17 protein-coding genes are annotated in these 22,970 nt (G+C 63.0%); 1 reads left to right on the top strand and 16 read right to left on the bottom strand.

Annotation, left to right across the window (positions count from 1 at the left end):
* Positions 1-70 precede the first annotated feature (70 nt).
* From GYH35_RS27410 to GYH35_RS27350, 13 genes are all read right to left on the bottom strand, one after another.
* On the bottom strand, positions 71-1,450 hold the full coding sequence (locus GYH35_RS27410) for an aspartate aminotransferase family protein (RefSeq protein ID WP_161830074.1): 1,380 nt from the start codon (positions 1,448-1,450) through the stop codon (positions 71-73).
* A 9-nt stretch (positions 1,451-1,459) separates the two neighbouring features.
* Complete coding sequence (locus GYH35_RS27405) at positions 1,460-3,538, bottom strand: TonB-dependent receptor (protein WP_161830073.1); 2,079 nt, start codon at positions 3,536-3,538, stop codon at positions 1,460-1,462.
* Positions 3,539-3,599: 61 nt separating this feature from the next.
* Positions 3,600-4,781 carry a serine hydrolase domain-containing protein gene (locus GYH35_RS27400; RefSeq protein ID WP_161830072.1) on the bottom strand — a complete coding sequence of 394 codons (1,182 nt, stop codon included), beginning with the start codon at positions 4,779-4,781 and terminating at the stop codon, positions 3,600-3,602.
* Positions 4,782-4,898: 117 nt separating this feature from the next.
* A complete protein-coding gene (locus GYH35_RS27395; protein WP_161813402.1) occupies positions 4,899-6,260 on the bottom strand; it encodes a P1 family peptidase in 1,362 nt (453 codons plus the stop codon).
* A gap of 113 nt (positions 6,261-6,373) precedes the next feature.
* Positions 6,374-7,753 (bottom strand): FAD-containing oxidoreductase, encoded by a 1,380-nt coding sequence (locus tag GYH35_RS27390; RefSeq protein WP_161830071.1) that lies wholly within the window; start codon positions 7,751-7,753, stop codon positions 6,374-6,376.
* Positions 7,750-8,211: a DUF4126 domain-containing protein gene (locus GYH35_RS27385; RefSeq protein WP_161813398.1), complete on the bottom strand. Its 462-nt coding sequence runs from the start codon at positions 8,209-8,211 to the stop codon at positions 7,750-7,752. The genes GYH35_RS27390 and GYH35_RS27385 overlap by 4 nt, the downstream gene beginning before the upstream one ends.
* Positions 8,212-8,382: 171 nt before the next feature.
* On the bottom strand, positions 8,383-9,045 hold the full coding sequence (locus GYH35_RS27380) for a class II aldolase/adducin family protein (protein WP_161830070.1): 663 nt from the start codon (positions 9,043-9,045) through the stop codon (positions 8,383-8,385).
* Positions 9,042-9,242, bottom strand: coding sequence for a tautomerase family protein (locus GYH35_RS27375; protein WP_161813395.1), 201 nt, complete (start codon positions 9,240-9,242; stop codon positions 9,042-9,044). The genes GYH35_RS27380 and GYH35_RS27375 overlap by 4 nt, the downstream gene beginning before the upstream one ends.
* Positions 9,243-9,261: 19 nt before the next feature.
* Positions 9,262-10,032, bottom strand: a complete 771-nt coding sequence (locus tag GYH35_RS27370; RefSeq protein ID WP_161830069.1) for a 2-keto-4-pentenoate hydratase — start codon at positions 10,030-10,032, stop codon at positions 9,262-9,264.
* Positions 10,029-11,057, bottom strand: coding sequence for a 4-hydroxy-2-oxovalerate aldolase (dmpG, locus tag GYH35_RS27365; RefSeq protein WP_161830068.1), 1,029 nt, complete (start codon positions 11,055-11,057; stop codon positions 10,029-10,031). The genes GYH35_RS27370 and dmpG overlap by 4 nt, the downstream gene beginning before the upstream one ends.
* Entirely contained in the window at positions 11,057-11,995 is a 939-nt protein-coding gene (locus GYH35_RS27360; RefSeq protein ID WP_161830067.1) for an acetaldehyde dehydrogenase (acetylating), read from the bottom strand. Before GYH35_RS27360 ends, dmpG begins: the two co-directional genes overlap by 1 nt.
* A gap of 2 nt (positions 11,996-11,997) precedes the next feature.
* Entirely contained in the window at positions 11,998-12,795 is a 798-nt protein-coding gene (locus tag GYH35_RS27355; RefSeq protein ID WP_161813390.1) for a 2-keto-4-pentenoate hydratase, read from the bottom strand.
* On the bottom strand, positions 12,776-14,230 hold the full coding sequence (locus tag GYH35_RS27350; RefSeq protein WP_161813566.1) for a 2-hydroxymuconic semialdehyde dehydrogenase: 1,455 nt from the start codon (positions 14,228-14,230) through the stop codon (positions 12,776-12,778). Before GYH35_RS27350 ends, GYH35_RS27355 begins: the two co-directional genes overlap by 20 nt.
* A gap of 195 nt (positions 14,231-14,425) precedes the next feature.
* Between GYH35_RS27350 and GYH35_RS27345 the strand changes: the two genes are divergently transcribed.
* Complete coding sequence (locus GYH35_RS27345; RefSeq protein WP_202624757.1) at positions 14,426-15,778, top strand: MFS transporter; 1,353 nt, start codon at positions 14,426-14,428, stop codon at positions 15,776-15,778.
* A gap of 51 nt (positions 15,779-15,829) precedes the next feature.
* Here the strand turns inward: GYH35_RS27345 and GYH35_RS27340 are convergent, their stop codons facing one another.
* From GYH35_RS27340 to GYH35_RS27330, 3 genes are all read right to left on the bottom strand, one after another.
* A complete protein-coding gene (locus GYH35_RS27340; RefSeq protein WP_161830066.1) occupies positions 15,830-18,802 on the bottom strand; it encodes a TonB-dependent receptor plug domain-containing protein in 2,973 nt (990 codons plus the stop codon).
* Between the two features lie 254 nt (positions 18,803-19,056).
* A complete protein-coding gene (locus GYH35_RS27335) occupies positions 19,057-19,806 on the bottom strand; it encodes a GntR family transcriptional regulator (protein WP_161813388.1) in 750 nt (249 codons plus the stop codon).
* A gap of 25 nt (positions 19,807-19,831) precedes the next feature.
* Positions 19,832-22,819 (bottom strand): TonB-dependent receptor plug domain-containing protein, encoded by a 2,988-nt coding sequence (locus tag GYH35_RS27330; protein ID WP_161830065.1) that lies wholly within the window; start codon positions 22,817-22,819, stop codon positions 19,832-19,834.
* Positions 22,820-22,970: the final 151 nt, after the last annotated feature.

Genomic DNA, 22,970 nt, shown 5'->3' with positions numbered 1-22,970 from the left:
TGACCGCGGCTCCGCTCGACGAAGCATCCGACGACACTGCCATTCGGCCAATGTCGGGGCAGTCGATGAATCACAGCTTCTGCAGGCCAAACTTCTTCGCGGTTTCATCCAGCGCCTTGCGCGCCTTCTCCGTCAACTCGTCGACCTGCGCCTTGGTGATGATCAGCGGCGGGCTCAACACCATCGACTGATACACCGCTCGCATGATCAAGCCGTTGTTCGCGGCCACGTCGCGGCAGAAATTGGCCGCATCGTCCTGCGTCGTGAAGATTTCGCGGCTCTGCTTGTTCTTCACCAGCTGAATGGCCGCGATCAGACCGACGCCGCGAATCTCGCCGACAATGGGGTGCGAGGCCGCCAGCTCCTGCAGACACTTGCGGAAGTACGGCGCAATCTCTTCCCGTACGCGCTCGACCAGCCCTTCCGAACGCATCAACTGAATGTTCGCGATCGCCACAGCGCACGACGCGGGATGGCCCGAGTACGTGTAGCCGTGCGCCAGCGCGCCGCCTTCGTTGATTTCCTTCCAGATGCGATCGTGGATCGCGACACCCGCGATCGGCAGATAGCCCGAGGACAGGCCCTTCGCCATCGGCATCAGATCCGGATCGATGCCATAGGTCTGCGAACCGAACCACTGACCGGTGCGCCCAAAGCCGCAGATGACTTCATCGGCGACCACCAGCACATCGTACTTGCGGCAGATCCGCTGAATCTCGGCCCAATAACCCGGCGGCGGCTCGTACACGCCGCCCGCACCCTGCACCGGCTCACCGATGAAGGCCGCGACATTGTCGGCGCCCAACTCGAGAATCTTCTCTTCGAGCAGACGCGCCGCCTTGAGGCCGTACTCTTCCAGGCTCAGCCCGGCGCCCTGCGTGTAGTAGTGCGGATGAGCGATGTGCGCGAACTCGGGCAGCAACTGTCCATCGAGCGCATGCATGTGCGACATGCCGCCGAGGCTCACGGCCGCAAGCGTGCTGCCGTGATAACCGAGGTTACGCGCGATGAACGTGCGCTTGGTCGGCTTGCCCTTCACACGCCAGTAGTGACGCGCGAGACGAATCACGGTGTCGTTCGCCTCCGAGCCCGAGTTCGTATAGAAGAAGTGCTTCAGGCCCGGCGGAGTCACCTCCGCCAGCACCTTGCCCAACTCGATCTGCGACGGCGTCGACGTCTGGAAGAAGCTGTTGTAGTACGGCAGCGTCTGCAGCTGCTGAGTCGCCGCATCCACCAGTTCCTTGCGGCCGTAACCGACATTGACGCACCACAGGCCCGCCATGCCGTCGAGGATCTTGTTGCCGTCGCTGTCCCACACGTACGCGCCTTCGGCACGAGTGATGATCCGCACGCCCTTGCCGGCCAGCGCCTTCTGATCGGTGAAGGGATGGACGTGGTGAGCCACGTCCAACGCCCGATAATCCTGTGTGCTTCTAACAGTTTGCGCCATTGCCTATCCTCAGAACGAGTAGCCGACCTTGATGCCCACTTCACGCGGCCGCGTGCGGTTGGCATTGGTCCAGGCGTGATACGGATCGATCCACTTGTTCTCGTTGGTCAGGTTGGTGCCGAACACTTCGACGCTGGCCTGACCGATCTTCATGCCCAGACGCGCCGCGAGCAGCGCGATGTCATCCGAGAACTGCGGCGTGTTTTCCAACGGGAAGCTGCTCAGATCGATGTAGCTGACCTTGTCGCGGTAGCTGTAATCGACCCGGAAGAAGCCCGGCATGGCCGCGCTCCAGTCGAAGTCGTAGTTCGCGCCCAGCGTGTAGCTGAACTCCGGCACGTAGTCGACCGGATCGCCGGGCAGGTTGGTGGCGCCCAGCGCCTTCACCTCGGTGATCTCACTGTCGAGGTACGTGGCGGTCGTGTTCAACGTCAGCCGCTCGGTCGGACGGAACGTGAGGCCGACTTCGACGCCCTTCACTTCGGCCTTGCCGATGTTGCTGGTGATCTGATCGGTGGTGCCGGTGTCCGCGTTGAACACCAGGCCACGGCGCAACATGTCCTTGTAGTCGCTGTAGAACACCGCAGCTTCGTACGCGAATACGCCGCCGCCCAGGATGCCCTTGCTGCCCAGCTCGTAGCTGATCAGGGTCTCAGGCTCGAAATTGTCGGCCGGGCCGCGGTTGAAGCCGCCGCTGCGGAAGCCGCTGCCGACGCTCGCGTAGATGTTGATGTTCTCGGTGACCTTCACCGACGCGAACGCGCGCGGATCGACCGAATCGAACGAATCCGTTTCTTCGGTGAGACCGTCCCACGACTTCTGATCGTCCTGGAAGTAGCGCACGCCGGTGCCGAGCTCCCAGCGCCCGAAGCGGAAGGAGATATCGCCGAACAAGGCATACGACTCGTACGTGTCGCGGTCATAGTACTCCAGGCCGCCGAAGTAATCGCCCGCGAACAGCGTGTCGTAGTACGCGGTCAGCGCGTTGCTCATCGAGCGGTAGAAGCCGCCGAAGGTGTAATTGAAGAAATTCTCGCCGGCGGAGCTCAGGCGGATTTCCTGCGTGAACTGGTGCGCGCGAGTGTGCCGATCGTCGGTGCCTTCCAGCGCGCCGCCGTACACCGTCTCCGGACCGCCGATATACGACGCCGGGTACTGGTGGTCATGATCGATGTACGTGGTCGAGCTGAGCAGCTCGGCCGCGCCCAGGTCGTACTTCACATCCAGGTTGTACAGGTCGTATTCGAACTTCTTCGGCACCAGACGACGTGCGCGGTCGACGGCGACGGTGACGGTGCGATCCGGCTGCTCATAGCCGAGGCCGAGCTGACTCTCGTTGCGATGGACCAGCACCATGCCTTGCACCGACAGCGCCTCGGTCGGCTTCCACAGCATCTTGGTGCGCACGATGCGCAGGTCCTGGTTGTTGCCGTCCTTGACGCCGGCTTCCGGCTGATCCTGCCAGCCGCCGCCTTCTTCGGCGTGCGCCGCGATGCGAATGCCGAACTTGTCGGTGACGATGGGCGCGTTCAATACGCCGCCGATCACTTCACGCGAGTCGCCACCGCTGATGAACGATTCTTGAGCCTGGATGGAACCGCCCCATTCGTTGAGATCGGGCGAGGCGGTGATGTATCGAATCGCGCCGGCCACCGAGCCCTGGCCGTACAGCGTACCTTGCGGGCCCTTCAGCACTTCGACGCGCTCCAGATCGACCGGTCGCACATCGAGCTGATCGAAGCCGCTGAGCGTGACCGGCGCTTCGTCGAGATACACACCGACCAGGGCGTCGCTGCCGTATTGGTTGCTCAGGCCGCGCATGAAGATCTGGTAGCTGCCAGGACCGTCTTCGCGCAACGCCATGCCAGGCACCGCGAACGCGATGTCCTGGATATTGGTCAGACCCTTCTGCGCAATCTCCTCACCGCCGAGGGCGGTGATCGCCACCGGCACGTCGACCAGGCGCTGCTCGCGCTTCTGCGCGGTCACGATCACCTCTTCGACCACCAGTTCCTGCGCCATTGTGCTGACCGAGGTGGTTGCCCCGACCACCGCCAGTGCCGTGATGTATTTCAGTCGCGTCGCCATGTTGCCTCCCAAAACTTTGATCCCCAGGGTAAAGCCGTTGTGCTTATATGTGTTTGGTTCGCTACTTCAGCGCGTCGACCGCGCTGTTGAAGAAATCGTTGTCCGGAATCGCCTCGGCGCCCTTCGGCTTGGAGCGCGAGCTCAATACCGCGACGATCACCTGCTCGCGCGGATTGATGTAGATGTATTGACCGAAGATGCCGCGGGCGCTGAATGCGCCGTCGGCGAACGAGCCATTCGGTCGTGCGACGGGCCACCACATGTAACCGTAATCGACGCGCGCATTACCGACCTGGCGCGGCTGGGTAGCTTCGACGATCCAGTTTTCCGGCAGCACGCGCTCGTTGCCGATGACGCCGCCGCTGGCCATGAACAAGCCGAAGCGCGCGTAGTCGCGTAGCGTCGCGTTGATGCCGCTGCCGGCCACTTCCAGTCCGCCCGGGGCTTCGAGCCACCAGGTGGCGTCCTGCTCCATGCCGATCCTGGACCAGATTTTTTGTGACAGATAATCCGCGCACCACATGCCCGTGGCTGCGCGCACCAGTGCGCCGACGACGTGAGTTTCGCCGGTGCTGTAATTCCAAACGGAGCCCGGCGCAGACACGCGCGGCTGGCTGGCGAGAAACTTCATGATCGCGCCCGGCTGCTGAGCGATCTGCAGCTCGAGCATGCGACGGCGCTCGGAGCTCGGATCGGTGTGCGTGTCATCCCAGTGCACACCGGACGTCATCTGCAACAGATGACGAATCGACACGCCGTCGTAACTCGAGCCCCGCAGCTCGGGCAGATAGCGCGTGAGCTGGTCGTCGACACCGCCGATGAGCTTGTCTTGAATCGCAGCGCCGATGAGCGTGGTGCTCACCGACTTGGCCATCGACATGGAGATCCAGCGCGTGCTGGCGTCGGTGCCCAGATCGTAGTGCTCGAGCGCGATCCGGCCACGCTTCATCAGCAGCAGGCCAGCGACGCGATTGCGGGAGAGATAGTCGGGCAGGTCGTACTCCACACCCCTCGAGCGCACGACCAGATCCTGCAGTTGAATGTCGGCGCGCGGCAGCTCGTGAACAGGACCGCCTCGGGCGATCGTGCGCGTCGAGAACTCCCACTGCGTATCGCGAAACAAGCGCAGTTGGGCGTCGGGGAGCAGCTTGCCCGCGTAGGCGTCGCGGGCCTGGCTGGCGGCGGCCTGAGGTTCATCCGCACGTCGGCTGCGGACTTCGGCGTCGCGATGCAAGGTGAGCATTCCTGAATAACAGCGGTGTCGTTGTTATATCGCCAGCCCACCGAGCGCACAGTTGCCAATGCTGACAGCGTCGGTGAGCTGCGATCACCAGGGAGCGCGCTCCCTGGTGCGTCCGGATTACTTGACGCCGATCTGCTGCCAGTGGCCTGGATTCAGGATCAATTTGCCGTCGGCAAAGCGCACGTTGAGCGGATAACGGCCCGGCACCGTGAAGTCGCCCGGTGCGACCGGCTGCAATTCCACGGCCGCAGCCTTCTTGATGGCGAATGCATCGCGCGCACCTGTTGCTTGCGCCACGAGCTTGCCGTCCTCGGCGGAGACTTTCACGCTGACGATGTCGCTGAACTTGTACTCGCCTGCGTACTTCTGCAGATCGGCGGCCGCGACTTTGAGCCGCTTGTTCGGCTGGAACGCCTTGGGCTGCTCGGGCACCGACGAGAGGATGGCGTCCCACATCACTTCGCTGGCAATGACGCCGAGATCCACGGACGTGAGCGCACCCGGTGTCTTGTCATCAACTTCCCCTGTGGAGATTGCGTAGAGCACGTCGCCGTCGTACTCGGTCGCGAACGGCTGCAGTCCGCGCGCCATCGAGGTGTGGACCTGCACAGCGATTCGCTGAAGCAGTGCCGGCTCCAACGTCTGGTTCACGACGACCAGGCTGACCGTGGTGTTGCGGGCGGCTTCTTTCGGGGGCTGCCAGCCGGGCTTGCGACTGTCTGGCATGCCGGCGAGCAGATCAGTGGGACGCAACGGCTGCGGCCAGTTCGCACCGGGATTGCACGCGACCACCTTGCCGTCGCGATCCGTCACCACGCCGAACGCATTCACGACCGTGAACGCGGCGATCTTCACCGGGCCGACCTGACGGAATGCACCGCCCTGACCGGAGTGGACGTTGCAACCGAAGAACTGACCGGTGCGCGCCGACCGTCCGGCGCCTTGAGCGCCCAGAGGAAACACACCGGGCTGCGCGCCTCGCAGCGCTGCTTGCGCCAGTCGCTTGTCCGGATAGATCTCGTTCAAGCGACGATCGCCGAAGTCATAAATGATCGCGCCCACCGACAAAGAAATATTGTCCCAGTTGCCGCTGCGCTCACCGTCGTCCTTCAACGCCGTCGCCGCGGCGGTGGTCGACTCGAGGCCATACCAGGAGCCGCCGGAGAACACGACCGTGTCCACTTCGGGCGCGTTGTAGCCGAGACGCAGATAGTCGGTGTTCACCGTGCCGGGCCCGCCACCGCGAACATCGACCGCTCCCAACGCGCGACGCGCGAAACGAAACACCGTGACGCCGGTCGGGCCTTCCGCATATTCGGCGGTGCCGATCTCGAGCATGGGCCAATCGAACTGGAGCTTCTTGTCGCCCGCATTGACCACCGGCTGCAGCGAGTCCTGCGAACCGGCGAGCGCCGATCCGGAAGTGACGGTGACAGCGGCCAGCAGCAGGGCCGTCATGGATTGGCGCAACGTTCGCATCGGGATGCAGCTCCGGGCATTTAACACTGCCGGCATTGAAGCACAGGCGCGAACCCTCGGGACGTGCCATCAGGGACGCCATTGGTGCGCCGGACACACCTCCCTTGCGGGGGTTATGTCACTGGCTGCATGTCTCCCAGCACGGTGGGAATCAGCTCCGACACGGTCGGATGAATGGGCACCGCCCACTGCTGCTTCGTGTACGGCACGTCTGCATTCATCACATCGATGATGCCGTGAATCGCTTCGTCGCCGCCGACGCCCAGGATCGATGCGCCGAGGATGCGCTTGGATTCGGCATCGGCGATGATTTTCATGAACCCTTGCGTTTCGCCCTTCTCGACGGCCCGGCCCACTTTGGTCATGGGCCGCGTGCCGATCAGCAACTTTTTGCCGCTCGCGCGCGCTTGCGTTTCCGTCATGCCGACGCGGCCCAACGGTGGATCGATGTATAGCGCGTAAGCGGGAATGCGCTGGCTGACGCGTCGGTCCGCGCCATCGAGCAGATTCGCCGCAACGATCTCGAAGTCGTTGTACGACGTATGCGTGAACGCGCCGCGACCGTTGCAATCGCCGAGCGCGAACACACCCGGCACGTTGGTCTGCAGATGATCGTCCACTTTGATGTAGCCGCGCGCATCGACCGCGATGCCAGCACGGTCGAGGCCGAGATCATGGGTGTTCGGCAGGCGACCGACCGCGAGTAGCACGTGGCTGCCGACGACGGTCGGTGTGCCCTGTGTGCAACTCACATGAACTTCGACGCCCTCGGCGTGCGGCGCGAGGCTGATGCATTCGGCGTGGGTGCGAAGTGCGATGTCTTCGTTCTTCAGGATCTCAGCAATCGCAAGCGACACATCTTCGTCTTCACGACCGATCAGCCGCTCGCTTTGTTCGACGATGGTCACCTTCGAGCCGAAGCGCCGGAACATCTGCGCGAACTCGAGACCGATATAACTTCCGCCCACCACGACCAGATGCCTGGGGACGAAGTCCACCTGCAACATCGTGGTGTTGGTGAGAAACGGAACGGTGTTCACGCCCGGCATGTTCGGCACATTCGCGCGACCGCCGACGTTGATGAAAATGTTCGGGGCGGTGAGGAACTGCTCGCCGACTCGAACTGTGTTCGCCGCTTCGAAACGCGCCTGGCCTTCGATCACGGTGCAGCCGGCCATGGATTTCAGCCAACTCTCCAGACCCGAACGTGCGTCGAGCGTTACCTTCGCGGCGCGCGCTTGCACGCGCTTCATATCGACGCTGACGGGCGCGTTCGTCTCGACACCGTATTCCGCTGCGCGCCTCGCGAGGTGGGCTGCGTAGGCGCTGGCGACCATGGTTTTGGTCGGCATGCAGCCCGTGTTCACACACGTGCCACCGAACAGTTTGCGCTCGACGATTGCGACTTTCTTTCCCGCCTGCGCCAAGCGCGCCGCCAGGAACGGCCCCGCCTGGCCCGCGCCGATGATGATGGCGTCGAAGTTCTGTGTCATGGCAAAGCCAACACTATGAGCACCGCCGCGGCAATCGCAACTACGTCTTCTATCAACGCCGCCGGCCGATCCTTCCCAAACGCCGCGGCCATCCTGGCTCTCGCAGCGCTGCCACCGAGTGTTCCGATGACCGCGCCGATCGCGCCGACGATCGCTCCAACCCACAGCGACCCTGCGGCCACTCCGATGGCGCCGCCGGTGATGACGCCCATCAGAATACGCGTCCCGAACTGCACTGGCACTTTGCGACTCGGTGTCGTGGGGAGCTGGTCGGTGACCAATTCACCTATTGCCAGGAGGAGCAGAATCCAAGGTGTCCAGCGATACCCCAGGAATGCGAGCCAGGTGCCGCTTAAACTCAGCAGCCCGTAATGAGCCGCGAACGCTATGGCCGCCGGCGCGGTCATGGCGCGTAGCCCGGCGACGATGCCAATCAGCAGAGCAAGGAAATACAACATGATCCCTCGTCGCGCTTTGTTGTGATTGACAGCATCCTAATCCAACAAAGCAACGCCGAAAGCGTTGGCGCCGCATAAACGCACGGTTATTCCAGGCCGCTGCCCCGGAAGTTGTCCCAGGCACGCGATGGGCATAGTATTCGCATAGTCTTGGGAGACGCCGAATGCGGTCTACTCCGCGGTCAGGTAATCCCACATCCGCTCGAGAATGCGACCCGACCAGGTTGCGCGTTGTTTCGCGTCCTGCTCGGTCAGCAAGCCTTCGTCGGCCAGACCGGCCGCCAGGCAATCCAACTCGACGCGAGCGGCGTCTTCCAGATACCAAGTGAGCACGACCGCGGCTTCGAGGGCCTCGCCGACGATAACGGCGCCGTTACCTCGCATGAGAATTGCCCGCTGCTGGCCTAACGCGACAGCAAACTTCCGGGCCTGTTCGTCGTCACGTAACAACTGCGGGTCATCCCACAGCACCGGCGCGGGATAGAAATAACTTCCAAAGCCATGCCTCGGTCTCGGCACGCGACGCATCGCTCCGAGGCTCATCACCTTTGGAGGCATGCAGCGAACGATGGCGTTCACATCCGGCCGCAGGCGATAGATCTCGCGATGCGCCCGCACCTCGCCAAGCACACCGTCCGGCAGCGGTCCATCGAGCGATACTTCATGACAAGCGTCATCGTCTCGCACCAGCCCCAACGGCTTCGACGGCGACACCCGAAACGTCGCCGCCGACGTACGCACACTGCAGTGACCGTAAGCATGCAACAGCCCGTGACGAGCCAACGCCCGCCCGGCCGTGCGGATCAAACGATCGATGTTGCGGACCTCGCTCATGAGCCGGGCGGCTTCACCACCGGCATCGCCTTGCCGGCCACGAACCATTCGCCGTCCGCGTATTCCTGCAGCAGCACCCGAATCGTCTCCGGCTTGGCCTGCAACGTCTGACTGACCACTTCCGTGATCTTCGCCGCCAGCTCCGCTTTGAGCTCCGGCGAGCGCCCCGCCAGGATGTTTACTTGAATGATGGGCATGGTGTCTCGAGAAACAAAGTTATTCCGCAACCATAAACGATGTCCGGCCCAGACGCTCGACTTCCAACTGGACGTGCATGCCGACATGCAGCTCGAACGCCGCCGTCGCACCGCCGGCCATGACGATGTGGCCTGCTTCCAGCACTTCCCCACTCATCGCCACCAATCGCGCCGCCGCCACGAGCGAACGCACCGGATCGCCCAGGATCGCCGCCGTCGAACCGAACGACTGCGCGCGACCGTTCACCATCACCGTCATGCCGAGATTGTCGAGCGGCTGATGCGGCGAATTCCACGGGCCGATCGTAAGCGCCGACGAGGAGCTGTTATCCGCCACCACATCGGTCAGCGAGAAGCGGAAATTCTGATATCGCGAATCGATGATCTCGAGCGCCGGCGCCACCGCCTCGACCGCATCCATCGCCTGCACCGCCGTCACGATGCCCGACAGCGGCTTGCGCAACAGAAACGCCACCTCCGGCTCGACGCGCGGATGCACGAAACGTTTCCTGCTGATCGTGCCGCCGTCCTCGGCAATCATCGCATGCGTCAGGCGGCCCCAGATGAGATCGTTCACGCCCATCTGTTCCATCTTGGCGCGGCTGGTGAAGCCCATCTTCATGCCAATGCGGCGCTCGCCGCGCGCCAGGCGTCGCTCGATGCTCTGTCTCTGGACTTCGTAAGCCTCTTCCAGCGTCAAAGTTTCCGTGGCGGAAATTTGCGCCACCGCGGTGGCATTGCGAGCCGCATCGTCCAGCAACGTCGCGAGACGGAGAATATCTACAGTCATGCGGCGACCTCTTTGGCCTGCAGGCGCGACTTCAAGTCGAGCGCAATGTCAACGATCATATCTTCCTGCCCACCCACCATCCGTCGTCGACCGAGCTCCATCAGAATCTCACGCACGTCGACACCGTAGTCCCGTGCAGCCTTCTCCGCGTGCCGCAAGAAGCTGGAATAGACACCGGCATAGCCCAGCGACAGCGTCTCTCGATCGACGCGCACCGGACGGTCCTGCAACGGACGCACCAACTCTTCCGCGGCATCCATCAGCTTGAACAAATCGCAGCCGTGCTCGAAGCCCATGCGATCGGCAGCTGCAATGAACACTTCCAACGGCGCATTGCCCGCACCCGCGCCCATGCCGGCAAGCGACGCATCCACTCGCGTCACCCCGTTCTCGACGGCAACGATGGAATTCGCGACCCCGAGCGACAAGTTGTGATGGGCGTGAATGCCGATCTGAGTGCTCGGCTGCAGCGCCTGGCGCAACGCGCGCACGCGTTGTTCCGTATCGCGCATCGTCAGCGCACCGCCTGAGTCCACGACATATACGCAATGCGCACCGTAGCTTTCCATCAACTTCGCCTGCGCGGCCAGCCGATCCGGCGGACTCATGTGCGACATCATCAGGAAGCCGCACACATCCAAACCCATGTTCCGGGCTTCTTCGATGTGTTGACGAGAGATATCGGCCTCGGTGCAATGAGTCGCGATCCGCACGGAGCGCACACCAACCTTCGCCGCCGCGTGCAGATCTTCGATGGTGCCGATGCCAGGCAACAGCAGCGTCGTCAGCTTCGCTTGCTTGACCGTCGCGGCCACGGCTTCGATCCACTCCAGATCGGTGTGTCGACCGAAACCATAGTTGAAGCTCGACCCCGCGAGCCCGTCGCCATGCGCCACTTCGATCGCAGCGACGTTCGCCTCGTCCAGCGCACGCGCAATCGCGATGACGTGCTCGAGACCGTACTGATGACGGATGGCATGCATGCCATCGCGCAACGTCACGTCTTGGATATAGAGCTGCGTCATCAAGCGGCCCTCTGTAATTGAGTCTCGACGATGCGATCGGCCGTGGTCATCGCCGCCGACGTCATGATGTCGAGATTGCCCGCGTAGGCCGGCAGGTAATGCGCGGCGCCTTCGACTTCGAGATACACAGCGACCTTCAAGCCGGTCAGCGGCGCGTCGCCCTTGCGAAGGCGCACGCCGTCTTTCTCGGTGAGGCGCTCGAACTGCACGGCCTGTTTGAGCCGATAGCCAGGAACGTAACGATTGACCGCCGCCACCATCGTAGTCACTGAGGCTGAAATCGCGCGATCGTCGTCCGTCTGCGCCAGGCAATAAACCGTGTCGCGCATGATCAGCGGCGGCTCGGCGGGATTCAGCACGATGATGGCCTTCCCTGAGCCCGCGCCGCCGACGCCTTCGATGGCCCGCGACGTAGTCACCGTGAACTCATCGATATTCGCTCGGGTACCGGGCCCAGCGGACTTCGAGGCAATGGACGCAACGATCTCCGCATAGGGCACCGCTGCCACTTTGCGCACGGCCGCCACGATGGGAATCGTCGCCTGCCCGCCGCAAGTCACCATGTTCACATTGTGTGCCTGCAAATGCTCATCGAGGTTCACGCTCGGAACGACGTAAGGGCCGACGGCCGCGGGCGTGAGATCGATGGCGCGTTTGCCGTCTTGTTTCAAGATCGCCGCGTGCTGCCCATGCGCTTTGGCCGAAGTTGCATCGAGCACGATGTCGATGTCCTGATACAACGATTCGCGACGCAAGCCCTCGAGGCCCTTGTCAGTCGCAAACACACCGAGCCGGCGCGCACGGGCCAGGCCTTCGGAGCTCGGATCCACGCCCACCAGCGCCGCCATTTCCAGGTGACGCGACGTGCGCATCACCTTGATCATCAAATCGGTGCCGATGTTGCCCGAGCCGATGATGGCTACCTTCGCCTTGCTCATCGCTACTCCTGCGTGAAAGCGGCCGCGACGCGACCGAGGCCACTGATGCGGGCCTCGTACACTTCGCCCGGCTTGACCGTAACCATGGGTCCGAGCGCGCCCGACAGAATCGTCGTGCCGGCGCGCAAGGGCTGACCGACCTTCGACATCGTCCTCGCGAGCCAGACGACCGCGTTCAACGGATTGCCCAAACAGGCCGCGCCACAGCCCGTCGATACCGCCTCGCCACGATTGTCCAATCGCGCGCCGCACATCTTCAGATCGAGCTTGTCGATCTTGCGCGGCGTGCCGCCGAGCACGAACAGCCCGGACGATGCGTTGTCGGCGATGGTGTCATAAAGAGAGATCTTCCAATCGCGCACCCGGCTGTCCACGATTTCAATTGCCGGCAACGCGTAAGCAATCGCACTCGCGACCTGCGCAAGCGTCGGGCGCTCGGCATCGAGATCTTTCTCCAGCACGAACGCGATCTCCGCTTCCACCTTCGGCTGAATCAAACGCGAGATCGGCACGAGCGCATCGTCGCCGTACTCCATGTCATCGAACAACATGCCGAAGTCGGGCTGATCGACCCCAAGCTGCTTTTGCACGGCCAGCGAGGTGAGCCCGATCTTCGCACCGATGATGCGACGGCCTGCAGCCAACGCGTCAGCCGTGAGGCGCGACTGCACTTCATAAGCGCCCGCGACCCCGAGCGGCTCGATGAGCGAGCGAATCGGATCGCAAGGCGTGCGAGTCTTTGCCGCCTGGCTCAATGCCGCGTGAGCTGCGGCGACGGCTTCAGAGTTTGACGCAGACATTCCGCAGCTCCGAATAGAACTCGAGACCATGCACTCCGCCCTCGCGGCCAATACCCGACTGCTTCGCGCCGCCGAAAGCGGTGCGCAGATCGCGCAGGAACCAGGAGTTGATCCACAAGATACCGACTTCGATCTGGGCCGCAACCCGATGGGCCCGCGACAAGTCGCGCGTGAACACGGAGCCCGCGAGGCCGTAGGGAGTGTCGTTCGCCAGCGCGATCGCCTCCTCCTCGCTATCGAAGGGCGCGATGTGACAGCAGGGTCCGAAAATTTCCTCGCGCAGCACCGGGTGCGATTCGGGCAGGCCCGTCCAGATCGTCGGCTGCACCCACGCACCCTCGGCAAATGCGCCGGGCATGTCGGGAACGCCACCACCCGTGATCAACGTCGCGCCCGAGCTGCGAGCACGCTCGTAATAGCTCAGCACTTTCCGACGATGCTCCTGGCTGATCAATGGACCGAGCGTCGTTGTCTTCTCAAAAGGATCGCCATTGCGCTGGGTCTCGGCCGCCGCCTTCAAGCGCTGCACGAACTCATCGAAGATCGGCCGCTGCACATAAATGCGCTCGGTGCCCAGGCACACTTGTCCGCAATTCAAGAACGTCGAGCGCGTGCTGGCTTCGATGGCGACATCCAGATCGCAGTCGGCGAACACGATCGATGCGTTCTTGCCACCGAGCTCGAGCGACACAGGACGCACGCCCTCGGCCGCCGATTTCATGATCGCCGTGCCGGTGCGCGTCTCGCCGGTAAAAGTGATGCCGTCCACGCCCGGATGATTCACCAGATGCGCGCCCGCGCTGTCCGGGCCAAAGCCGTGCACTACGTTATAAACACCGGGCGGCACGCCGGCTTCGTTCATCACCTGGCCAAGCAGCGTCGCGGTCGTCGGTGTTTCCTCCGACGGCTTCACGACGACGGTGTTGCCGCTCGCCAATGCCGGCGCGACTTTCCAGGTCATCAACAGCAGCGGCAGATTCCAGGGACACACGACAGCGATCACGCCGCGCGGCACGCGAATGGAATAATTCAAAGCGCCCTTGCCATCCGGCGTCGGGCTGCGGAACAGCTCGGTCCCATGCGCGAGCATCTGATCGGCGAACGCGGTGAAGTTGGCCGCGCCGCGCGGAATATCCAAATGACTCACGTCGCGGATCGGTTTGCCGGTGTCGAGGATCTCCGCTTTGACAAATTCATCGAAGCGACGCGTGATGCCTTCCGCGACTTTGCGCATGATGGCGGCGCGCTCGGCATCGGTCATCTTGCCCCACGGACCTTTCAACGCTTTGCGCGCGGCCTGCACCGCCTGATCGACGATGGATGCATCCGCCTCGGCGACGGTGCTCACCACGGCATTGGTGGCCGGATTGCGGTTTTCAAAAGCCCGGCCGGCGCCGACAGCAACGCCGTTGATGAAATGCGTCAGGCTCGGAATCGAGGCTGCCATGGGTACTCTGTTCCAGGAATGGGAGTCTGGATGGTACCGGAGAATTTCGATATTTCAATGATCAATGGCCCAGTTGACACCTTAAACTGCGGATGAGATCGTCTGATTATCGAATTTTTACCGACTCGCCACGCACCGCGGGTCGCCGCACTCTTATTAAGTGAGCTCGAGGGGGACCGACGGGTGAATGCCGCCGTTCAGAACGCCGATCAGATCAAGGATGTCGGGCGCACCGTCGATGTCACTGCCGTCATCGATTCCGCGCCGCTCGGGCGCTTTCAAATCTTCAGCGTCGTCTTGTGCGGCCTGGTGGCCATGCTCGACGGCTTCGATACTCAGTCGGTGTTCCTGGTGGCGCCGGTGCTAGCCGAAGTGTGGCAGGTCGCGCCCGGCGACTTCGGCCCGATCTTCGGCGCCGGCCTGGTCGGCATTCTGTGCGGCCAGTTCATCGCCGGTCCGCTCGCGGATCGTTACGGCCGTCGCATAGTCATTCTCGGCTGCACGTTGATGTTCGCGCTCCTGACGTTCGCCACCGCGGCCGCCACGAGTTTGCAAATGCTGTTGTTGTTGAGATTTCTCACCGGCATCGGCCTCGGTGGCGCGACACCGAACATCATCGCGCTGACCGCGGAGTTTTCCCCACAACGCCTGCGAGCCACCGCCATCACCGTGATGTTTGCAGGCTTTCCGCTCGGCGCCGCCATCGGTGCGCTGATCAGCAGCGTGATCATTCCCGCGTTCGGCTGGCAGTCGGTGTTCATCCTGGGCGGCGTGATTCCCTTGGCGCTGCTCGTCGTGCTGGCGTTGCGTTTGCCCGAGTCGGTGCAATTCCTCGTCGCCGCCGGCCGGCCGCAGCAGGAGATCGGCGCCCTGCTCGATCGGCTGGTGCCCGAGCGCGAGCGCAGCGCCAGCGAGCGTTATGTATTGAAGGAGCAGAAGCTCGAAGGCTTCAGCATGCTGCATCTGTTCCGCGATGGCCGCGCGATGAAGACGCTGCTGCTGTGGGTTGCGTTCTTCATGAGCCTGCTGATGATTTATTTCCTCATGAGCTGGCTGCCGCTGGCGCTCAAGCAGGCGGGCGCGAGCATCACCTCGGCGCTCACCGCGTCGGTGTTCCTGAATCTCGGCGGCGCCATCGGCGGCATCGTGCTCGGCCGATTGATCGATCGGCTCGATGCGGCCGCGGTGCTGTGCGCTGGCTATGTAGTTGCTGGCGTGAGCACGGCCCTGATCGGGCAAGTCGACTCTCACGTCGTGATCTTGATGACCTGCGTGTTCGTCGCCGGCTTCTTCACGATCGGCGGCCAGACAGCGATGAATGCACTGACAGCCAGCATCTATCCGACACAAGCGCGCGCAACAGGCTTGGGTACCGCGCTCGCCGTCGGTCGCATCGGCTCGGTCATTGGACCGGTGGTTGGCGGCCTGCTGATGGCGGCAATGGTGACGACGGAGAAGCTGTTTCTTCTGAGCGCGCTGCCGGCAGTGATTGCGTGCGCAGCGCTGCTGGTCTTGAGATTGCTGCTGCGTCGGTAAATAAAAAAGGCGGCCCGGACGCATAGCCCGGGCCGCCTGCTTCACTTCCGCTTAGAAGCTCTTCGTCACCGTCAACGCAACAGCGCGATTGCTGATGATGGCGTTGGCAGCATCGTAAGGCTCCGGCGCATTGCCGGACACGAGACGACCCGTGTCGATGAAGGGCGGCTCTTCGTTGGTCGCGTTCAACACACTCAGGCCCAGGCTGGTGCCGTTGAGGAAACCGGACGCCTGGTCGAAGCTGTAGTTGAACTGCAGATCCAGCGTGATCCACTCATCGATCTTCACCGGCGTCGTGTTCAGCACCGGCGCGCCGACGGCATTCGGCACGTAACAACCGCTCACGCACTCGTAGCTGTCCGTGTAGTTGACCGTTGCGATCGCACCGAACGAGCCGCGACGGTACGACAGACCCTGCTTGCTCTTGAGCTTCACCGGATTGCCCATCACCTCGTACTTGCCGAGCTTGTCTTCGTAGCGTGCGCCCGGCGTGCTCTGCAGCTCATACGAGAGCAACAGCGTGCCGTTCGCGAACACTTCGAACTCACCGATGCCGGTATCGAAGCCGTAGCTCGCGCCCAGGTCCAGACCGTCCATCTTCAAGCTCGCCAGATTGGTCTGGGTCGCGTAGATCACCGCACCGATCTGGTTCGGCTGCAACGTCATGCCCGGGCCCACCAGGCCGACGAAGCGCGGATCGTCGTACAGCGACTGCACCATCGCGTCGTCAGGGAAGAACGTGATGTTGCCCGCGTACGGACTGCTGCCAGTCGCGAAGTAGTTCGCGAGGATGCCGCTCAGCTGACCCGCGGTGATGCGCACCAGACGGTTGTCGATCTGCAAGTTGAAATAGTTCGCGCTCAACAACAGACCCGGCACGCTCTCCGGCAGGAACTCGAAGCCGACGGTCCACGTGTCCGCTTCCTCCGGCTTCAGCACCGGGCCCGCGCCGCCCGACACCACGAGCGTGTTGAGCGTGCAGATGCCCTGCGAGTTCGCCGGGTTGAGCTCGACCATGCCGGTGGTGCAAGGCGCGGTGTACGCGCTGTTGTACAGAATTGCGTTGCCGCCCGGCACCGGCTGCGGACCGTCGTAAGCAAAGCGCATCGGCGGCGCATGGAAGCTCGAGCCGTAGCTGCCGTGGATGTTCAAGCTCTCGATGGGCTTGTAGCGCAGGCCGAACTTCGGATCGGTGGAAGTGAAATCGCCCAGACCCTGCGAGTCTTCGTGACGCACGGCCAGCGACAGATCCAACGCACGCAGACCGGGCAGCGAATTGGCGTCGCCGAAGATCGGCACCGCGAATTCGGCGAACGCGGATTTCACATCGCGCTCGGTGGCGCCGTACGGCAGCCGCACCGGATCGATGCTCCGATAGTTGAAGTCGAGCTCGCCATCGATGTGCTCGGTGCGATAGTCGACACCGATCGCGAGCTTCAGCGGACCGCCCGGCAGATCGACGACCGTGCCGTCGGCCTTGACCGAGCCCTGCCGCACCCACGAATCGAACTCCAGATTCTCATAGCCGACCAGCTGGCTCAGCACCTGCGCCGAGAGCGGATCGGTGGAGTACGGGTTGAATGTTTCATAGTTCAGACCCGCGCAGAACGCCTGCTGGGCCGTCGGCGCCGCGATCGCACCGATGTTGCTCGAGTTCAAGCCCATCAACGAGCAGACCACCGAGTTCGGCGCGGATACCTGACCGCCGCCCGGTCCGGCGAGGAAGTCGTCGATGTTGGCGTCGCGCTCGAGCTGCGATTCGCGCTTCTGATTTTCGCGGCTGTACGAGCCGTGGACATCCAGCTTCCAATCGCCGCCGATATCGAAGGTCACGCCGAGATCGCCGCCGAAGCTGTCGACCGTCGTGTCGCGCTGAGTGATGAAGTCATCGACCAGCACGCTGAAGTTGTTGGTGACGCCGGCAATGAAATTCGGATTGGTGGCCGGCACGCTGCCGAGCAGATCCACATAGCCGGTGTGATAGTTGCCTTCGCGGCGGGTGTAACGCAGGCTGCCGTTCGTGGTGATGCCGCTGGCGATGTCCTGATCGAACGTGACGAACAGGCTGTGACGCTGCATTTCCGGCAGGATGTCCCAACCCGCCCACGGATTGGACGTGTTGCCGACACCGCCGGTGGCCGGCGCGAGCTGCGCGGCCGTCAAGCCGGAGCCCGAGCCTTGCGGCACGGTGTAGAGCACCGGAGAAATGTAACTGAACGCGCCGGGGCCGAACAGGTTGGCGGCGCCGCCGACGCGCGACGTGTAGTTCTGCCAGTTCACACCGCCTTCATCGGCGTAGTTGCCATCGATGTCGCGATCCGCGGCAGTCACGCGCGCACGATCGTTGAATTCGTAACCGATCACGGCGCGGCCGCTGCTCCAGCTGGTGCCGCCAACGATGCTGGCCTGGAACTCATCGCCGCCGCCTTCGGTGAGCGTGCCGTAGCGCGCAGTCGTCTGCACGCCTTCGAAGTTGCGCTTGAGAATGAAGTTGACGACGCCGCCGACCGCGTCCGAGCCGTACACGGCCGATGCGCCGTCCTGCAGGATCTCGATACGATCGATGGCGGCGGCAGGAATGTTTGCTACGTCGACGAAATCGCCGAACTGACCGGACGTTGCGACACGACGGCCGTCGACCAGCACGAGCGTCGACAGCGCGCCGAGACCGCGCAGGTTCACACCCGAGCCACCGGTGAGATTCGCGCCGGCGGACGTTCCGTCCTGACCGCCGCGATTGTTATCGGCCTGAGCCACGCCGCCGGCGAAGTTGGTCGGCAAAGCACGCAGCAGCTCGGCGACAGTAGCCTTGCCGCTCGCGGCGATCTCTTCCGCGCCCACGGTCTGGATCGCATTGCCGATCGGCGCGGCGCCACGAATGTTTGTACCGGTGACGACGATTTCCTCGAGCGCTTCGATCGTGCCCTGTCCCACGTCCTGGGCCAGGACCGGCGCGGCAATCAGCGTTGCGAAGGAGGCTGCGGCGGCTCGCGACAGCGGGCCGAAGGTGCGTTGCTTGAACATGAGGCGAATCGACTCCCTGAACTTCATCTGCGCCCGACCTGGTGGCGAGCGGGCCCGGACGATAGTTAAGGGAATCGACACCCGTCAATGGATTTTCGAAATAAACGACAATCTGCAAGGCGAAATGTTGGACGTCGATCACAATTTCGACGTCTCACTCTCGCAGTTTTGCTGGTTTCCCTGAGTGAACGACGCAGAAAAGGACCGAAGCGGTCGTTGCTGAAACGGCCGCTCTGCGCCATATTTCGAAATAGTTACGAGCGGGATTTGCCGGCGCGACTGCGCTTCTTATGCTTGCTCAGCAGCTCTTCGTCACGACGCTCGAGGGCGGCACGCACGACGTCGGTGGTTCGTTGCAAGTGCAGCTCGGTCAAGCGGCAGGCGCGCAGCGTCTTGCGACCGAGCACGGCCTCGACGATGGCCTCGTGCTCATCGTGCACGTCGCGCTCCACGCTTGCCTCGGCGAGCGAGATCATTCGATAACGCTCGGAGTGATAGTGGAGCATGCTGCGCAGACGGATCAGCCACTTCGAGCCGCACGCCGAGACCAGCGCTTCGTGGAAGCGGCGATTGGCGCTTTCCCAGCGCGTGAACGTCGCCGCGTCGCTTTCCTTCAAATGATCCTCGAGCGAGGACAGCTCTTCATAAGCCTGATTGACCGCGCGCTCCCACTCGGGGCCGCCCTTTTCGATGGCCAGCGACAGCGCCTGCGTTTCGATCAGCAAGCGCGTGTTCATCGTGTCCTGCAGTTCGTCCAGCGAAATCTGCGACACCCAGAAGCCGCGCTGGCCCTCGGCCACCGCCAGCGCGTCGCCGGTCAATTTCACCAGCGCTTCGCGCAGCGGGCTCAAGCCCACGTCGTAGCGCTTGGTCAGCATTTCCATCGCGAGCTTGGTGCCAGGCGGCAGCGCGCCGGAAATGATATCCCGGCGAATATGCTGATACGTCTGGTCGGCGATGGTCTTCGCGACCGTGGTGTTGTCGTTGTCCGTTTCGCTCTTCATTCGATCCCCGAGTCTGGCGGGTCTGCTAGAAGCTCTTGGTGAGCGTCAAGGCGACGGCCCGGCCACTGATGATAGCGTTAGCAGCATCATAAGACTCCGGGGCGTTGCCCGTCACGATTCTGCCGGTGTCGACGAAGGGCGGCTCCTCGTTGGTCGCGTTCAACACGCTCAACCCCACGCCGGCGCCGCTCAGCAAGCCGCCGGCGCCCTCGAACTTATAGTTGAACTGCAGATCCAGCGTAATCCAGTCGTCGATCTGGACCGGCGCCGTGTTAAGCGTCGGCGCACCGGTCGCGCCCGGCAAGTAGCAGCCGCTCACGCACTCGTAGCTGTCCGTGTAGTTGATCGTCGCGATCACACCGAATGCGCCGCGCCGGTAGGAAACACCCTGCCGGGACTTGAGCTTCACCGGATTGCCGGTGCTTTCGTATTTGCCGAGCCTATCCTCATAGCGGCCGCCCGGCGTTGCCTGGATGTCATAGGACAACAACAGCGTGCCGTTCGCAAACACTTCGAACTCGCCGATGCCCGTGTCGAACCCATAGCTCGCGCCCAGGTCGACGCCATCCATCTTCAGGCTCGCAAGATTGGTCTGGGTCGCATAGATGATGGCCGCGACCTGGCTCGGCGTGCGCGTCACGCCTGGCCCTTGCAAGCCAATGAAGCGCGGATCGTCGAACAGCGACTGCACCAGCGCGTCATCCGGATTGAACACCAGGTTGCTGAGATACGGGCTGGTGCCGGTCGCGAAGTAGTTGGCCAGAATGCCGCCGAGCGCGCCCGAGGTGATGCGCACCAGGCGGTTGTCGATCTGCATGTTGAAGTAGTTCGCGCTCAACAACAGCCCCGGCACGCTCTCCGGCAGGAATTCCAGGCCCGCGGTCCAGGTGTCCGCTTCCTCGGGCTGCAACGTCGGGCCGGCGCCGCCGGACACCACCATGCCCACGAACGGACAAGCACCCGACGCGTTCGGAACCTGCGGCTGGATGAGCTCCACGAGAGTGGTGTTGCACGGCGCGGTGTAGAACGCGTTGGCGTAGAAGATCGCATTGCCGCCCGGCACTGGCTGCGGACCGTCATAAGCAAAGCGCATCGGCGGCGCATGAAAGCTCGTGCCATAACTGGCGCGCACTGTCAGGCTGTCGATGGGCTTGTAGCGCAGACCGAACTTCGGATCGGTGGAAGTGAAATCGCCCAGACCCTGCGAATCTTCATGACGCACGGCCAGCGACAGATCCAGCGCACGCATCCCCGCCAGTGAGTTGCGATCGCCGACCAGAGGCACCGCGAACTCGGCATAAGCGGCTTTCACTTCGCGCTCGGTCGCGCCGTACGGCATGTTCACAGGATCGATGCTGCGATAATTGAACTCGAGCTCGCCGTCGATATATTCCTTGCGATAGTCGACGCCCACGGCGAGCTTCAGCGGACCGCCCGGCAATTCGAACACGGTGCCGTCGACCTTGACCGTGCCCTGACGCACCCACGAATCGAACTCCAGATCCTCGTAGCCGATCAGCTGACTGAGGACCTGCGCCGACAGCGGCTCGGTGGAGTAAGGATTGAATGTTTCGTAATTCAAACCGGCGCAGAAGCGCTGCGCGGCGCTCGGCGCAGCAATCGAACCGATGTTGCTCGAATTCAAGCCCATCAGCGAGCAGGCCACCGAGTTCGGCGCAGCCACCCTGCCGCCGCCCGCACCGGCGACGAAGTCATCGATGTTCGCGTCACGCTCGAGCTGCGACTGGCGATTCTGGATCTCGCGGCTATAGGAACCTGTGACATCGAGCTGCCAGTCGCCGCCGATGTCGAATGTCACACCCAGATCCGCGCCGTAGCTGTCGACCTGCACATCGCGCTGGGTGAGAATGTCATCGACCAGCACGCTGAAGTTGTTCGGGCTGTTCGGCGCGCCGATGCCGCCGATGTAAGCCGGGTTCGTCGTCGGCACGGCGCCGTAAATGTCGACGTAGCCGGTGTGATAGTTGCCGTCGCGACGCGTGTAGCGCGCGCTGCCGTGCGTGGCAATGCCATCGGTGATGTCCTGGTCGAAGGTCAGGAACAAACTGTGGCGCTTCATTTCCGGCAGGATGTCCCAGCCGTTCCAGGGATTGGAGGAGTTGCCGAAGCCGCCCGTGGCAGGCGTCAGTTGCGCAACGGTGAGACCAGTGCCCGGGCCCTGCGGCACCGTGTAAGCGACGTTGCCATTGAAGGACGCGGTGCCAGGGAAAATGTTTGCAGCGGACCCGACGTGAGTCGTGTAGATCGGCCAGTTGATGCCGCCACGAGAGGACAGATCGCCATTGAGATCGCGATCGGCCGCAGTGACCCGCCCGCGATCGTTATATTCGTAACCCAGGGTGACGCGGCCGCTGTCCCATCCATGCCCCCACGCTGCGCTGGCCTGGAGCTCATCGCCACCGCCTTCAGTGAGCGTGCCGATGCGCGCCAGCGTCTGCAGACCTTCGACGTTGCGCTTGAGAATGAAATTGACCACACCGCCGACCGCATCGGAGCCGTACACGGCCGATGCGCCGTCCTGCAGGATTTCGATGCGCTCGATGGCGGCGGCGGGAATGTTTGCTACGTCGACGAAATCGCCGAATTGACCCGAGGTCGCAACCCGACGGCCATCGACCAGCACGAGCGTGGACAGCGCGCCCAAGCCACGCAGATTGACGCCGGAGCCGCCCGTCAGGTTCGAGCCAGCCGAGGAGGTATCCTGACCGCCACGATTGTTGTCCGCTTGCGCCACGCCGCCCGCGAAATTCACCGGCAGCTCTCGCAACAACTCGGCGACGGTCGCCTTGCCGCTCTCGGCGATCTGTTCCGCGCCGAGCGTTTGAATGGGATTGCCGATAGGCACGGCGCCGCGGATGTTTGTACCGGTGACGACGACTTCTTCGAGCGCCTCGCCGCCCACGTCCTGCGCAAGCACCGGCGCAGCGAGCAGCGTCGTGAAAGAAACAACGGCGGCTCGCGACAACGAACTCGTCCTGGCGTTGAACACCATCCCACTCTCCCCTGGCTTTATTTGTCTATTGCCGCCGTTCGCGGCGCTTGGCGCGAAGATAGGCACGGCAGGTCGACGCCGTCAATGCGATTTTCGAAATAATTTCGAATTGCGAATGTGCGACCGCTCTAATGTGGCCGGAAAGCACACA

This window comes from Steroidobacter agaridevorans, assembly GCF_009932555.1.
In the GTDB taxonomy this organism is placed as follows: Bacteria; Pseudomonadota; Gammaproteobacteria; order Steroidobacterales; family Steroidobacteraceae; genus Steroidobacter; species Steroidobacter agaridevorans.
Note: the sequence above shows the minus strand (reverse complement) of the source record. Positions and strands in the feature narration are given on the sequence as shown.